This is a genomic window from Streptomyces sp. NPDC002809 (assembly GCF_040295435.1).
Classification (GTDB): Bacteria; Actinomycetota; Actinomycetes; order Streptomycetales; family Streptomycetaceae; genus Streptomyces.
This window is the reverse complement of sequence record NZ_JBEOVJ010000018.1, coordinates 38,490-52,687: the sequence shown is the minus strand read 5'-3', so window position 1 is coordinate 52,687 and position 14,198 is coordinate 38,490. Positions and strand designations below refer to the sequence as shown.

Below are 14,198 nucleotides of genomic sequence, written 5' to 3'. Positions count from 1 at the left end.
CCGACCGCATTTTCCGAGTAGCCATCCCTGAACAGCTGTAGGAGAGACATGAGCGGCAAGGGCGCACCCGAACTGTCCGTACGCAACTGCGGTGACCTGCGCGTCGCGGTCGTCGCGGCGCAGTGGCACGAGAAGGTCATGGACGGACTCGTCGACGGTGCACTGCGCGCGCTGCACGAGCTGGGCATCGACGAGCCGACCCTGCTGCGGGTCCCGGGCAGCTTCGAACTCCCGGTCGTCGCCAAGGTGCTGGCCGGCCGCGGCTATGACGCGATCGTCGCACTCGGCGTGATCATCCGCGGTGGCACCCCGCACTTCGAATACGTGTCCCACGGGGTCACCAACGGTCTCACCCAGGTCGCCGTCGACACCGGCGTCCCCGTCGGCTTCGGTGTCCTCACCTGCGACACCGAGGAGCAGGCACTCGACCGGGCGGGCCTGGAAGGGTCCAACGAGGACAAGGGGCACGAAGCGGTCACCGCCGCCGTCGCCACCGCCACCACACTGCGCTCGGTCAGCGAACCCTGGCGCTGAGTGCGGGTCCGGGACCCCTTATTCTTAAGGACATCATGGCGAACAAAACCTTCGAAGAGCTCTTCGCCGAGCTGCAGCTCAAGGCCGCCAACGGCGACCCCTCCACCTCCCGTACCGCCGAACTGGTGGACAAGGGCGTGCATGCCATCGGCAAGAAGGTCGTCGAGGAGGCCGCCGAAGTCTGGATGGCCGCCGAGCACGAGAGCAAGGACGCCGCCGCCGAGGAGATCTCGCAGCTGCTCTACCACGTCCAGGTGATGATGGTCGCGCGCGGAATCTCCCTCGACGACGTCTACGCCCACCTCTGAGCACGACCTCCGCACCCGTCCGCACGTTCCCAGTCACCCCTTTCGCAAAGGAAACCCGACCTCATGCTGCGCATCGCCGTCCCGAACAAGGGTGCTATCTCCGGGCCTGCGATGGCGATGCTTCATGAGGCCGGCTACAAGCAGCGCAAGGAGTCCAAGGAACTCGTCCTCGTCGACCCCGAGAACCAGGTCGAGTTCTTCTACCTGCGGCCGCGCGACATCGCGATCTACGTCAGCTCGGGCCGCCTCGACATCGGCATCACCGGCCGCGACCTGCTGCTGGACTCCGGTGCCGATGCCGAGGAGATCCTCCAGCTCGGCTTCGCCCGCTCCACCTTCCGTTACGCCACCAAGCCCGGCACCGCTGCCGGCCCCGAGGACTTCGACGGCATGACGATCGCCACCTCCTACGAGGGCATCGTCGCCAAGCACCTGGCCGAGACCGGCGTCAACGCCTCCGTCGTCCACCTCGACGGTGCCGTGGAGACGGCCATCGAGCTCGGTGTCGCCCAGATCATCGCCGACGTCGTCGAGACCGGCACCAGCCTGCGCAACGCCGGACTCGAAGTCATCGGCGAGCCGATCATGAAGTCGGAAGCGGTCGTCATCCGCCGCACCGGCGCCCCCGACGACGACCCGAAGGTCCAGCAGTTCCTGCGCCGCCTCCAGGGCGTCCTGGTGGCCCGCAGCTACGTGATGATGGACTACGACTGCCGCGTCGAGCACCTGGAGCGCGCCGTGGCCCTCACCCCGGGCCTGGAGTCGCCGACCATCTCCCCGCTGCACCACGAGGGCTGGGTCGCCGTCCGGTCCATGGTCGCCTCCAAGGAGGCGCAGCGGATCATGGACGACCTGTACGACCTCGGCGCCCGCGCCATCCTCACCACGGCCATCCACGCCTGCCGCCTCTGACGGCGGGAGACGGAAGAAGACCATGTCAGCCCCCGTACCCCCCGACCTTCCTGTCACCTTCCGGCCCACCCGCACCCGGGTGGTCCTGCTGAGCGTCGGGGCGGCGATGTTCGCCGTCATCACCGTCGTCGCCTTTACCCTCGAACAGCTCAGCGGGGGAGAGCGGGTCAGCTTCGTCTTCACCGCCCTGCTCTTCTTCGGTGTCCTGGCGCTGCTCAGCCGCCCCAAGGTCGTGGCGGACGACGGCGGGGTGACCGTGGTCAACCTCACACGCACCCGGCGGCTGTCCTGGGCGGAGATCGTGCGCGTCAACCTGCGCGCCGGCGACCCGTGGGTGTTCCTCGACCTCAGCGACGGGACCAGCATGCCCGCCCTCGGCATCCAGCCCGGAATCGCCAAGGCACAGGCCATTCGCGACGCCAAAATGCTCCGCGCCCTGGCCGAGAACCGCGGCACCGGCAAGGACAACGGCTGAGCCCCCTGCCCCGTACGGCCTCTCGTTGATTACTCTGGAGGGTGGCGGCGCCCTGTGCGCCCCGCCCCGCACCAGAGGCCCCCGAGGCCCGCGGGGCTTTCCTGCGACCCAAGGAGTGACTCCCTCCAGCAATGGACGGATCGTCCGGTAGTACCTGCGCCGCCCCTTCTGTGGAGGCGGCGGCATGACCACCCCCCTGCTGCTTCTCAGCGCGGCATTCCTTCTCATCCTCGCCAACGGGTTCTTCGTGGCAGCCGAGTTCGGGCTCGTCACCGTGGACCGGGCGGACGCCGAGCGCGCCGCCGCCGAGGGCGACCGGCGGGCCCGAACCGTCGTCGGCGCCCTGCGCGAACTCTCCTTCCAGCTCTCCGGCACCCAGCTCGGCATCACCATCACCTCGCTGGTGGTCGGCATGCTCGCCGAGCCGGCTCTCGCCCAGCTGCTGGAAGGCCCCCTCTCCCTGACCGGTCTGCCCGACGGTGCCGTCCCCGGCATCAGCGTGGTCATCGGCATGCTGCTCGCGGCCGCCGTCCAGATGGTCATCGGCGAACTCGTACCGAAGAACTGGGCGGTCTCCAAGCCGCTCCAGGTCGCACGGTTCGTCGCCGGACCCCAGCAGGGGTTCACCCGGGTCTTCCGCCCGGTGATCGGCCTGCTGAACACCGTCGCCAACCGACTGGTGCGGCTCCTCGGAGTCGAGCCGACCGAGGAGCTGGCGTCCGCCCGTACGCCGGGGGAGCTGGTCTCCCTCGCGCGGCACTCGGCGGAGGCCGGCACCCTCGAACAGGACACCGCGGACCTCTTCGTACGGACGCTGTCGCTCGCCGGGCTCACCGCCCAGCACGTGATGACCCCGCGCGTGAAGGTCAGTGCCCTGCAGTCCTCCGCGACCGCGGCGGACGTTCTCAACCTCACCCGCGCCACCGGCCTCTCCCGCTTTCCCGTCTACCAGGACCGGATCGACGAGGTCGTCGGCATGATCCACCTCAAGGACGCGCTGGCGGTCCCCGCCCATGAGCGCCTGCGGACCCCGGCCGGCCGGATCGCCGTGCCGCCGCTGCTGGTGCCCGAGAGCCTGCCCGTCGAACAGCTGCTCCAGCGGCTGCGCAACGAGCAGCCGATCGCCGTCGTGGTCGACGAGTACGGCGGCACCGCCGGCGTCGTCACGCTGGAGGACATCATCGAGGAGCTCGTCGGCGAGGTGCGGGACGAGCACGACGCCGAGGGCGCCGACCGCCCCGAGCTGGCCGCCGCTGCCCCCGAGGACGGGCGGCCCGCCTGGGACGCCGAAGGCAGCTGCCGGGTACTGACCCTGCGCCGGATAGGCCTCGACGTACCCGAGGGCCCCTACGAGACCGTCGCCGGGCTGGTCGCCGACCTGCTCGGCCGGATTCCCGCCCCCGGTGACCGGGCCGAACTGCCCGGCTGGCGGATCGCCGTCCGCCAGGTCGGCCACTACCGGGCCGAGAAGGTCCGCTTCGTGCGCCTGGCCGAGTCGCCCGCACCGGCCGCCGCGCCTCGGGCGTCCCGCCGGGTCCTGGAGGCTGCGCGATGAGCCTGGTCCAGTTGCTCTTCGCCGGACTCCTCGTCCTGGCGAACGGCTTCTTCGTCGGGGCGGAGTTCGCCCTCGTCTCGGTGCGCCGCAGCCAGATCGAACCCCTGGCGGCTGCCGGGTCGAGCCGGGCCCGCAAGGTGCTGTACGGGCTGGAGAACCTGCCGCAGATGATGGCGGCCGCCCAGTTCGGCATCACCATCTGCTCACTGACCCTCGGTGCCGTCGCGGAACCGACCGTCGCCCGTCTGCTGGAGCCGGTCTTCCACGCGGTGCACCTGCCCGAGGAACTGATCCACCCGCTCGGCTTCGTGCTGGCGCTGGCCCTCGTCGTCTTCCTCCACCTCGTCGTCGGCGAGATGGTCCCGAAGAACCTGGCGATGGCGGCCCCGGAGAAGACCTCGCTGTGGTTCAGCCCCGGCCTCGTCGGATTCGCCCGGCTCTGCCGTCCGGTCACCTCGGCGCTGGGCGCCTGCGCCCGGCTCGTGCTCCGGCTCTTCGGTGTCGAACCCAAGGACGAGGTGGAGGCCGTCTTCACCAGCGAGCAGCTCAACCGGCTCGTCGAGGACTCCGGACAGGCCGGGCTCCTGGAACCGGAGGCGCAGGAACGACTGGAGGACGCACTGGAGCTGGGCAGCCGGCCCGTCACCGATGTGCTGCTGCACCGGGCCTCCCTGGTGACGGTGGACCCCTCCGTCACCCCGCGCCGGATCGAGGAGCTCACCGTACGGACGGGCTACTCACGCTTTCCCGTCTGCGCGGAGGGCGGCGGCCCGTTCATGGGCTACCTGCACGTCAAGGACGTGCTGGACCTGGAGGACGGCGAGCGGGCCGTCCCGCAGCACGTGTGGCGCCCCATGGCCACCGTGCGGGCCGAACTGCCCCTGGACGACGCCCTGACCGTGATGCGCCGCGCGGCGACGCATCTGGCCCAGGTCGCCGACGCATCGGGCCGGGTGCTCGGCCTGGTCGCCATGGAGGACGTCCTGGAAATGCTGGTCGGCGAGGTACGTGACCCGGCCCACCGGATCGCGGAGCCCCGCCGAACCGAGGAGCGGCAGACCGGATCTGGATCGGACGAACACTCCGCCCTGGTCGGCCAGGGCGGGTTTCGAAAGTAGCGTCGTCCGCCTGATGGGCGGGCCCGGCGGCGTCCGGTGCGTGCGATCGCACGCTGGAGGCCACCCCGGTACTCGTCGTACCGGGGTGGCCCCGACCACGCGGCGAGCGTGTGTGCCAGGCGTCGCCGGGCAGCCGGGACTCCCGGAACACGCCCCAGGGCGTACCGTCCCCGGCCGTCGGGCGCTACGGCTCCGGCGGTCCGGGACGGCCGCCTCACAGCTCGGGCGGCTCCTGCCGGCCCCGGCCCACCGGTCCCCGCCCCGACAGCACCTCGCCGTACGCCTGCATCAGATCCGGCAGCCGCAGCGTCGCCAGATCGTCCCGCGTCGGCACCGTCGCATAGCCGGAGAGCCGCAGGTCGCGGTAGGCGCAGCTCTTCTCGTACAGCGTGCGCAGGAAGCGCCCGTTGCCCAGCTCGTCGAGCCAGCCCTGGTCGACGACATGGCCGCTGATGGACCGCAGCTCCTCCAGCGACTCCTCGTCCCACGCGTCCCCGTTCTCCGCGGCCAGCACCTCACCGATGGAGGTGAGCTCCAGCGGCCGGTAGCTGGGGAAGTCCACCCGGGTGGTGAAGCGTGAGGAGAGCCCGGGGTTGGTGGACAGCAGCCGGTCCATGCCCTCCGGGTAGCCGGCCAGGATGACGACGAGATGGTCGCGGTTGTCCTCGGCTCGCTTGAGGAGGACCTGGAGTGCCTCGTCGCCGTACGCGTCGCCCTTGCTGTATCCGGTGTTGGAGAGGCTGTACGCCTCGTCGACGAAGAGCACCCCGCCCAGCGCCGAGTCGATCAGCTCATTGGCCTTCACCGCTGTCTGGCCCAGGAACTCCCCGACCAGGTCCGCCCGCTGGGCCTCGACCAGATGGTCCCCGCCGAGCAGGCCCAGCGCGTAGAACACCCGGCCCAGGATCCGCGCCACCGTGGTCTTGCCTGTCCCGGACGGCCCCGAGAAGACGAAATGCCGCTTCGGCGGCTGTACGGGGAGCCCCTGGCCCGCCCGCAGCCTCGCCATGTTCAGCTGCGCCGACAACGCCTTGACCTGCCGCTTCACCGGTTCCAGGCCGACCATCCGCTCCAGTTCCGCCAGCGCCTCGGCGAGCCGTACGGGGTCGCTGGGCCCGGCCGGGAACGACTGCGACGCGCTCTGACCGGGTGCCGCGGTCTTCTGTCGCGCCCCGTCCGGGGGCGGCGACACCCCGAAGCCCGGCAGGTCCTGCGCCTCGACACCGGGCCGCAGCTCCCGGCCGTCCACCAGATCGGTGCCCAGCAACGAGTCGCCGTCCGGCTGTGCCTCCGCGAACGAGCCGTCGGCACCCAGGCCGGTCAGTGAGACGGCAGCCAGGCCGGACGCCTCCTCGGAGCCGTCCAGCCCGTCGTAGTCCGCGATCGCGGCCAGCCGCGCCGACGTGTCCATGAACGCGGGGTCGATCCGGTGGACCGCCCGGTACAGGGGCAGCGCGGCCGCGCTGCGGCCCGTGCCCTCGTGCGCGCGGGCCAGCCAGTAGCGCAGTTCCTTGCGCTGTGGCTGCTCACTGCGGCAGCGCATGAGCGCGGTGGACAGCAGGGGCTCGGCCTGCCCGTACATCTCCAGCCGTACCCGCGCCATCCCGCCGAAGAGCCCCGCCTCGATGCCGAGCAGCGGATCGTCGATCAGTTGCTCCGTATGGCGTACGAGCTGCTCCCAGTCCTTGACGAGGTAGGAGCGGCAGGCGTGCAGGAAGCGGACCTGGGGGTCGGCGTCCACCGGCGGCAGGCCGGCCAACGCCCGGTCGAGTTCCGGGACATGGCGGCCGTCCAGCCAGTGCGAGGCGTGCGCGAGCAGCAGGTCGCGCGGACTCTCCAGCACCGGCTGCACCCACCAGCCCAGCCAGTACCAGGAGTTGAGTGTGCGGCGGTGGCGCCCGCGCTGATCGCCGAACCGGTCGCGATGGCGGTACATGTGCAGCAGTGCCGTCGTCGTGTCGACCCGCAGCGCGTGGAGGCCGAGCCAGGCGTCCGCCATACCGGGATCGAGGCTCACCGCGGCCCTGAACTCTTCTTCGGCCTGCGGGTAGGCGCCCATGGTGTAGGCGTCCACGCCGCGCAGCCACGCGAGGTCGGCCGGGGCCTGTGCGCCCTGCGTGCCGCTGTCCATCAGGTCCCCCACAAACCGTGCCCCCAGGATGTCCCGTCGCACGACGGCCCGCCGAGGCGCGCCGAATCACTGTGCCATGGACGGGAATTGACCGCACCGAGAGGCATCGTACCTGCGCAGGGAGTGTGCGACTAAGGGCGCCGCAGGCCGAAGGTCGGCTGTGACTCACGGTAAGTGAAAGGGGGTGTGGTGGGGCCGGAAACCCGCGTCGAGCACAGAACGAAGCCCCCGATCACGGGGGAACAACCGGGGGCTTCGTGTCTGCGGGGGCTCCGAAAAGCCGCACATTGAGAACGTAAGACCTGTACCGCCCCCGGGTCAAGAAGAGTTGAGGCACTTCCGGTCCGATTTCCGACTGCTCAGTATGGCCCGGCCAGGCGATCACGATGGGTGACGGAATGGATCGTTCCTGCTGTCGGAGGGACTCCCTCCAGCCACTCGTACCCCACAGGCAACTGGCGTACCAGAGCATCGGCCCAGGGGCGCGAGGGATCGGCCGAGAAATGGGCCGACTCGGCTGCCGTCCAGCCGTCCCAGAAGGCGCTCAGCGCCGGCCCGTCGCGTCGGCGGCCCCGCTCCCAGGACTCCTCGGCCGGCAGATCCATCCACAACAGGTGGGTGAGGGAAGGGCGCAGGGCCCGCCGTCCAGCGCCGACGCCTTCGATCAGGACCACCGGTGCGGGGCCCAGGACGCGCGGCGGTCCGAAGGTGCGCGCCGTCCAGTCGTACGGCGCGTAGCGGGCGGTTTCGCCGCGCGACAGCGGGCCGGTCACCTGCTCGCTCAGCCGTCCGGTCCACGCGAACAGTTCCTCGTGGGTGGCCAGATCGTCCAGATGCAGCACCGGGGCGTCGTCGAGCGTCGCCGCGAGCCGGGCGGCGAAGGTGCTCTTGCCCGATCCCGCATGGCCGTCGACGGCGATCAGCCGGACCGGCCCGCAGGACGGCGGCAGGGTGCGCAGCCGTGTGGCAAGGCGTGAGAGGTCGTTCATGGCCCCAGCCTACGAGCCGGTGCGAAGCAGCCGCAGGTCACGCCAGTGGTCCACACCAATATTGGTCCTTCGACGCGAGCCGAATCGCTGGCCGAACCGGGGGAGGACCCGCAATAGTTGGCGCACTGTCGTGCACCTGCCGCCCTATTCCGCTTACGACCGGGGGTCTCGCCCATGCCCAGTCCGACCTCACGCAGAACCGTGCTCACCGCCGCGATCGCGGCAGCGGCCGGCGCCGGAGCGGTGTCGTCCGCCGCCTCCGCGTCAGCCGCGGCCCCGCCCCGTACCCGGCCCGACGCACCTTCGGCGGCAACATCTCTCGTGGACAACCACTTCTGGACGTCGTACACCGACTGGCGCTGCGGCTCAGCCGCAGGCACCCGCGCGGTCGCGGGCCGCCGGCCGGGGCTGGTGATCGCCCACCCGCTGGGGCGTACCGACTACACGGACCCGCACACCGGCACCACCGCGGCGTGGGACTACGCCACCTGGACCTCACCGGTCCACCGCTCCGCCGTCCCGGCAACCGAGGTGATCGCGTCCTGGAACGCGGACACCCCCGCCGGCACCTGGATCCAGATCGAACTGCGGGGCGGCTACTCGGACGGCACCGAGACCCCCTGGTACGTCATGGGCCGCTGGGCCGCGGGCGACGGCGACATCCGCCGTACCTCCGTCGACGACCAGACCGACGGCAAGAGCTCCATCTGGACCGACACCTTCTCGGTGGACGACGCGGCGAGCGGCCTGCGCCTGCTGTCCTACCGGCTGCGCCTCACCCTGTACCGCACCCCGGGCACCCGGCTCACACCCACGGTGTGGCGCCTCGGCGCGATGGCCTCGGACATCCCCGACCGCTTCACCGTGCCCGCCTCCGCCCCCGGGCTCGCCCGGGAACTCGCGGTGCCGCGCTTCTCGCAGAACGTGCACGTGGGGCAGTACCCCGAGTACGACAACGGCGGTGAGGCGTGGTGCAGCCCCACCTCCTCGCAGATGATCATCGAGTACTGGGGGCGCAAGCCCTCCGCGGAGGACCTCGACTGGGTCAAGCCCGGACTGGCGGACCCGCAGGTCTGCCACGCGGCGCGTTTCACGTACGACAACCAGTACGAGGGCTGCGGCAACTGGCCGTTCAACGCCGCCTACGCGGCGACGTACGAGGACATGAGCGCCGTGGTGACCCGGCTCGGCTCGCTGGAGGACCTGGAGACCCTGATCCGGGCCGGCATCCCGGTCATAACGTCGCAGTCGTTCCTCAAGACCGAACTGACCGGTGCGGGGTACGGGACCTCCGGCCACCTGATGACGGTGATCGGCTTCACCGAGGACGGCGACGTGATCGCCAACGACCCGGCGTCGCCGAGCGACGAGGCGGTGCGGCGTGTCTACCTGCGGCACGAGTGGGAGACGATCTGGCTCCGCACCAAGCGCCACAACGCGAGCGGCAGTGTGGTGTCGGGCACAGGCGGCGTCTGCTACCTGTACTTCCCCGCCCACCCGACACCCGCCCAGCGCCGGGCCCTGGCGGCCGTCGGCGTCCGCTGACGCGGTCCGGCAGGCCCCCGGGGCAGTGACGCGGATCTCTACCCCGGGGGCCTGCCGGGATGGCACTGTGGTCGCGTCATCGCAGGCGCCCTCCAAGGGCCGCCCGCCCCCGGCCGACCGAGCGAGATGCCATGACCGCCACCGCCGCCACCGCCGCCCACACCCGCCGCCGTGCCCGGACGGGCGGGCCCGGCGACAGCTCGAAGCTGCTGGAGAACATCCTGGGCTGGACGCTCGTCGTGGTCGTCGCCATGCTCGTGACCCGGCTCGGCCTCATGTGATCCTGCGGGCAGGTCCCGTGTCCGTGATCCAACGCGGGCCGTGCGCAAGCCACCGGGCCGGTCCTGTGCGAGCCTCCTGCCATGTCACTCAGGAGCGGCACGTCACCTTCATCTGAGCCGCGGCGTGGTGCGCGTTCTTCCACCCGGCGGACCAGTCGTCCCCCCGGTCCAGGAGCTTCACCCCGATCGTCGAACCCTTCATGGCGAAGGTGCCCGCGTTGACCCACTGACCCCGGTGGCTCGCCTGGTCGATCGAGAAGCTGTCGTACTTGGTGGTGCGGTCGTTGGCGTTCACCAGCACGTGGTACGTCGTCGGGTGCCCGCCCACGTACAGCGTCGTGTTGCTGTGGGGGACGAACACGGAGATCTGGCAGGTGCGTGCCTTTGTGCCGGGCTTCCACCACCACTTGACGCGGCTGCCGGCATCGGTGCCGGCGTCGCCCGACATCGGGACGGCGAGGTAGCCCCCGTTGCAGCCGCCGGCCGTCGAGCCGCCGGACGTCCGGGTGTACCAGCCCGAGGTGCCCGAGGTGAAGAAGCCGTCCCGCTGGAAGCCGCCTCCCGAGGGAGTCGGGCAGCCCTGACCGGTGACGCCGGTGTACACAACGCTGGACTTCGGGGCGTCGTCCGACGCGGCGGCGGCCGACGTGCCTGAGGTCTTGCCGGACGTGGTCGCCGTGGTGCCGGACGCCTCGCCTGCGGCCACGGCCGAGTCGCTGCCGCTCCCGCTCGTGGGCGTGGTGGCACTCCCGGAGGCGGTTGAGCCCTTTGCGGTCTTCTTCGAGCCGGCGGCCGCGGACGCCGAATCCTTCTCCGTGGCGCCGTTCGCTGTGACGCCCCCGCCTTCGTGGACGCCGCCCGTGCCCCCTTGCTTCTCCTTCGTTCCGGTGGGGGTGCCGCTCCGGGCCGCACTCTTCTTGTTGTCCTCCAGCGTGCCGGAGTCGGGTGCCTCCTGCTCACCCGGTACGAGGCCCGGTCCGGAGCCGTCCGGCCCCATCGGGCTTCCTGCGGGCGCGTTGGCGCCGGAGGGGGCGTCCTTGTCGTGCGGCCCGGATATCAGGAAGGGCACACCCACCAGGACGAGGCCGCCGATGATCGCGGCGGCGATCATCGGCCTGCCCGGCCGCCCGAGCGGAAGCCCGACGGTGCGACGGGAGACGGTGGCGGGCCGGCCGTTCGCCGCGAGCAGGCCCTCCGCCTTTGCTGCCGTGCTCCCTTCGGCCTCCGCCGTCGCCCCGGTGCGCGCCGCTTCCCCGGCTGCCGGGCTTTCTTCGGCGCTCGCCGCTTCCCCGGCTGCCCGGCCTTCCTCCGCGGCCGCCGTCGTCCGGCTCTCTTCCGGTTCGGCCTCCGCAGGGGCGGCCTCATGCTCGGCGGTCGCGCGGCCTTCCTCCGCCTGCGGCGCGGGCCGCGCAGCCGGGACGCTCCCCGGCTGCGCAACGGCTGCCGAAGGCGCCGATGCCGTGGACACCGGCGGGGCGGCCGACGCCGCCGCTGCCGTCGGCTTCGCCGGCGGGAACAGGCCCGTGGCCGGCTCCTCGGCCAGTACCGCAAGCGCTGCCGCGCGCGCGACCGGGGAGCCGGAGGCGCTGTTGGTCCTGCCGGCGGGAGCGGGCTCGCTGGTTGTCATGACGTGTCTCTCTCTGGGGTGGGGCGGAGCGGAGATGGTGGGCGAGCCGTTCAGCGGACGCCCGGGGTGTGCTGGAACGGACCGGTGCACCGGTCGGGCCATGGCGGGCCCGCCGACACGTTCACCCGGCGGGCGGTCGCGTCCAGCCGGGCGACGGCATCGGCGGAAGGGGCCCGGGCCCCTGCGAGGGACGGCACTTCGGCCAGCAGGACACGGGCCGGGAGATCGCCGTCCGCCTCGTGCCGGGCCAGGACGGTGAACGCGGTGCCCGAACCGAACAGCGCGGTGGCACTGTTCATGTCCCGCGCCAGGATCGATGTGCGGCGGGCGGTCAGGGGACGTACGGCATACCGGACGTGACCGGGCGGCGGAAGCGGGGCGTTCCTCGCCTCCAGGTGGACGACGTCGAGCGGCGCGTCGCAGTGCAGCACGGCGCCGGGCACGATGTCGTCGGGGATGTCCGGGCCCGGCACCGCGCGAGCCAGCGTGCCCCGCAACGCCGGCAGTCTGCTCAGCCCGGAGGCCAGACATGCGGCGTACGGGCGCAGTCCACCCGCGTCGGTCGCCAGCGCGCGGGCACCGAAGGGACCGTCGGGCGGGGACGAGAGATAGAGGTGCACGGCGACGAGGTCGGTACGTGCCGCCCCCTCCGCCGCTCCGCGCAGACCCGGCAGACGTACGAGTGTCTGGCTCACCGGCCCGTTGTGCGCCTCCCAGACGTCGGCGACGAGCTCCCGGAACGCGGCCCGCTCCGTGTCGCTGCTGAACCCGCTGGGCGGGGAGGCGGCGCCGCGCGGGGCCGCCGGGATCCGCGCGGGTGAGGTGCGGGCCGGGTGGCGAACGACACCGGCCGCCGGTTCCGCGGAAGGCGCGGCAGGAGGCGCGGCAGGAGGAGGGGTGGTGGAGACGGCCGAGACTGCGGAGACGGCGGCGGACGTGGCGGGGGACCCCACACCGGCGGGTGCCACGGCGCCGGTACCTGTCACGGCGCCGGTACCCGTCACGGCCGCCGACCGGGGCGTGCTGCTCGTGGCCGGGCGGCCGGGCGTGGACTGCGGCTCCCCGGTGGCGACGGGGAGCGGGGCCGGCGGTGGCGGTGGTGCCGTGGCGGAGGCGGGCACCCCCGACGTGGTCGACGGCTCCCCGGTGGCGACGGAGACCGGTGGGCCGGTGGCGGGCTCCGCAGCGGCGGAGGCCGTGCCGACGGCGGCCCGGACGGTGCCGGTCGCGGCTGCGGCGAAGGTGAGACCGTTCCGCACGGCGAAGCGGCGCAGCTGGGTCACGGCTTCCGGGTCCGAGCCGTGCGGGGCGGCCAGCTCCGCGTACGCGCGCAACTCGTCGTCCAGTTCGGACAGCAGCCCCGACAGCGCTTCCAGGAGGGCGGCCCGGCTGTCGCCGTCCTCGGACGACGACGGGTCCAGCTCGATGCGGAAGGCCCTGGCCTCGGCGGGCCGTTCGCGGACCGTGGCGAGCGGCCGGGGCGACCGCCCCAGCCAGAGTCCCGCCCGCACCGCCACTGCGTAGTAGCCGTCCGGCAGACGCAGCGCGGCCTCCTCGGGGAGGGCCGTCCCGGTGGCGGGCAGCTGCCGGTGCGCCGGGCGGGCGGGCGGACGGCGGCCGTCGGGCCCGGCGGGCGAGCAGAGCAGGGAGGCGAGCAGAGCGGGCCAGGTGCAGTCGCCCTCCGCTGATGTCACCCGCACCGATTCCGTGTGTCGTTCGGGCGCGCCGTCCGCCCCGGCCGTCGTGGTGGCGAACGGCAGACCGGTGCAGTATTCGACGTCGGTGCCGAGCAGGTCGGCGACGCCTTCGGCGAGCGTCAGCAGGTCCCGCCCGTCGCCCGGGACGAGCCGGACCGACCGTCGCAGTTCGGCCGGCAGCCCGGCGAGCAGGGTGGCCAGGTCCTCGGCCGGTACCTGTCCGGAGGACGCGGTGCCCACGAGGACGCTCAGCCGCTCCGGATGGACGGACAGCGCGAACGGCAGCTGGCCCGGGCGCGGCGGGGCCGCCCCGGTGGGCCGCACCAGCAGCCCGGCGGGAATCTGCGTGACCGTGCAGGCGCCCAGTTCACCGAGGGGCAGGCGGGACAGGGCTCGCTGCCAGCGGGGCGCGGGGATGCGTGTGCCGAGCGCCTCGGGCTCGGCGCCCGGTTCGAACCGCCACCAGCCGCCCGCGGGGGTGGCGGGTGCGTCGACGTACAGGATGCCGCCGGGAACGAGGACGGCGGCGGCGTCCGGAGCCTCGACCTCCAGCTCCCAGGCATCGGCGAGCCGCTGTGCCAGCGGAGCGCGGTCCTGCGCGGGGGCCGCCGCGCCCGACATCACCAGCCGGATGCCGGGGCGCTGTTCGTCACGGAGCCTGGCGAACAGGCCGCCCAGCTCCTCGCCCAGGTTCCCGGCGGCCTCCGCGGCGACGTCGACCACGACGACCGGCCGCCCGGGGGCGGCGGGGAGGCGGTCGGTCAACCCCCGGACCGAGGTGCGGCGGTCGGCGGAGGAGCGCAGCAGGAACCTTTCACCGTGCTCCTCCAGCACCGTGTGGGGCGCCGTCCGGGATGTGCCGCCGGCGGCCTCAGGGGAGGCGTCGCCGCGGCGCCCGAGCCACCGGGAGAGACGCGAGGGTACTGCGCTCACCGGACCTCCTGCCGGGAACCGATACCGCTGTGCTGCACTGATCCTCCATCAATGACCAAATGATGTTGAGCGTGACCGTAGCCTTCGCCGCGT

General features: G+C 72.4%; 12 protein-coding genes. 8 read left to right on the top strand and 4 right to left on the bottom strand.

The features are described from left to right. The first annotated feature begins 48 nt into the window (after positions 1-48). From ribH to ABT025_RS14025, 6 genes are all read left to right on the top strand, one after another. Entirely contained in the window at positions 49-534 is a 486-nt protein-coding gene (ribH, locus tag ABT025_RS14050) for a 6,7-dimethyl-8-ribityllumazine synthase (RefSeq protein ID WP_266776450.1), read from the top strand. 35 nt (positions 535-569) lie between these two features. Then, a complete protein-coding gene (locus tag ABT025_RS14045) occupies positions 570-842 on the top strand; it encodes a phosphoribosyl-ATP diphosphatase (protein WP_018524273.1) in 273 nt (90 codons plus the stop codon). Between the two features lie 63 nt (positions 843-905). Continuing rightward, positions 906-1,754 (top strand): ATP phosphoribosyltransferase, encoded by an 849-nt coding sequence (gene hisG / locus ABT025_RS14040; RefSeq protein ID WP_350993538.1) that lies wholly within the window; start codon positions 906-908, stop codon positions 1,752-1,754. Between the two features lie 22 nt (positions 1,755-1,776). Then, positions 1,777-2,229, top strand: coding sequence for a PH domain-containing protein (locus ABT025_RS14035; protein ID WP_350993536.1), 453 nt, complete (start codon positions 1,777-1,779; stop codon positions 2,227-2,229). Positions 2,230-2,413: 184 nt separating this feature from the next. Beyond that, positions 2,414-3,784 carry a hemolysin family protein gene (locus ABT025_RS14030; RefSeq protein WP_350993534.1) on the top strand — a complete coding sequence of 457 codons (1,371 nt, stop codon included), beginning with the start codon at positions 2,414-2,416 and terminating at the stop codon, positions 3,782-3,784. Next, positions 3,781-4,902, top strand: coding sequence for a hemolysin family protein (locus ABT025_RS14025; RefSeq protein WP_350993532.1), 1,122 nt, complete (start codon positions 3,781-3,783; stop codon positions 4,900-4,902). The genes ABT025_RS14030 and ABT025_RS14025 overlap by 4 nt, the downstream gene beginning before the upstream one ends. Positions 4,903-5,116: 214 nt before the next feature. Here the strand turns inward: ABT025_RS14025 and ABT025_RS14020 are convergent, their stop codons facing one another. Both ABT025_RS14020 and ABT025_RS14015 read right to left on the bottom strand, forming a co-directional pair. After that, positions 5,117-7,033 carry an AAA family ATPase gene (locus ABT025_RS14020; RefSeq protein ID WP_350993530.1) on the bottom strand — a complete coding sequence of 639 codons (1,917 nt, stop codon included), beginning with the start codon at positions 7,031-7,033 and terminating at the stop codon, positions 5,117-5,119. 359 nt (positions 7,034-7,392) lie between these two features. Then, complete coding sequence (locus ABT025_RS14015) at positions 7,393-8,022, bottom strand: uridine kinase family protein (protein ID WP_350993528.1); 630 nt, start codon at positions 8,020-8,022, stop codon at positions 7,393-7,395. A gap of 174 nt (positions 8,023-8,196) precedes the next feature. On the opposite strand from ABT025_RS14015, the gene ABT025_RS14010 reads away from it, so the two are divergent. Both ABT025_RS14010 and ABT025_RS14005 read left to right on the top strand, forming a co-directional pair. Then, positions 8,197-9,567: a C39 family peptidase gene (locus ABT025_RS14010; protein ID WP_350993526.1), complete on the top strand. Its 1,371-nt coding sequence runs from the start codon at positions 8,197-8,199 to the stop codon at positions 9,565-9,567. A gap of 131 nt (positions 9,568-9,698) precedes the next feature. Continuing rightward, positions 9,699-9,848 carry an SCO1431 family membrane protein gene (locus ABT025_RS14005; RefSeq protein WP_350993524.1) on the top strand — a complete coding sequence of 50 codons (150 nt, stop codon included), beginning with the start codon at positions 9,699-9,701 and terminating at the stop codon, positions 9,846-9,848. Between the two features lie 88 nt (positions 9,849-9,936). Here the strand turns inward: ABT025_RS14005 and ABT025_RS14000 are convergent, their stop codons facing one another. Further along, positions 9,937-11,475 (bottom strand): hypothetical protein, encoded by a 1,539-nt coding sequence (locus ABT025_RS14000; RefSeq protein WP_350993522.1) that lies wholly within the window; start codon positions 11,473-11,475, stop codon positions 9,937-9,939. 50 nt (positions 11,476-11,525) lie between these two features. Beyond that, positions 11,526-14,105 carry a hypothetical protein gene (locus ABT025_RS13995; RefSeq protein ID WP_350993520.1) on the bottom strand — a complete coding sequence of 860 codons (2,580 nt, stop codon included), beginning with the start codon at positions 14,103-14,105 and terminating at the stop codon, positions 11,526-11,528. Positions 14,106-14,198 lie beyond the last annotated feature (93 nt).

What these genes read in the sequence shown, in the direction of transcription:
- ribH (WP_266776450.1), top strand. Translation starts at nt 49, where the DNA reads ATGAGCGGCAAGGGCGCACCCGAACTGTCCGTACGCAACTGCGGTGAC.
- ABT025_RS14045 (WP_018524273.1), top strand. Translation starts at nt 570, where the DNA reads ATGGCGAACAAAACCTTCGAAGAGCTCTTCGCCGAGCTGCAGCTCAAG.
- hisG (WP_350993538.1), top strand. Translation starts at nt 906, where the DNA reads ATGCTGCGCATCGCCGTCCCGAACAAGGGTGCTATCTCCGGGCCTGCG.
- ABT025_RS14035 (WP_350993536.1), top strand. Translation starts at nt 1,777, where the DNA reads ATGTCAGCCCCCGTACCCCCCGACCTTCCTGTCACCTTCCGGCCCACC.
- ABT025_RS14030 (WP_350993534.1), top strand. Translation starts at nt 2,414, where the DNA reads ATGACCACCCCCCTGCTGCTTCTCAGCGCGGCATTCCTTCTCATCCTC.
- ABT025_RS14025 (WP_350993532.1), top strand. Translation starts at nt 3,781, where the DNA reads ATGAGCCTGGTCCAGTTGCTCTTCGCCGGACTCCTCGTCCTGGCGAAC.
- ABT025_RS14020 (WP_350993530.1), bottom strand. Translation starts at nt 7,033, where the DNA reads ATGGACAGCGGCACGCAGGGCGCACAGGCCCCGGCCGACCTCGCGTGG.
- ABT025_RS14015 (WP_350993528.1), bottom strand. Translation starts at nt 8,022, where the DNA reads ATGAACGACCTCTCACGCCTTGCCACACGGCTGCGCACCCTGCCGCCG.
- ABT025_RS14010 (WP_350993526.1), top strand. Translation starts at nt 8,197, where the DNA reads ATGCCCAGTCCGACCTCACGCAGAACCGTGCTCACCGCCGCGATCGCG.
- ABT025_RS14005 (WP_350993524.1), top strand. Translation starts at nt 9,699, where the DNA reads ATGACCGCCACCGCCGCCACCGCCGCCCACACCCGCCGCCGTGCCCGG.
- ABT025_RS14000 (WP_350993522.1), bottom strand. Translation starts at nt 11,475, where the DNA reads ATGACAACCAGCGAGCCCGCTCCCGCCGGCAGGACCAACAGCGCCTCC.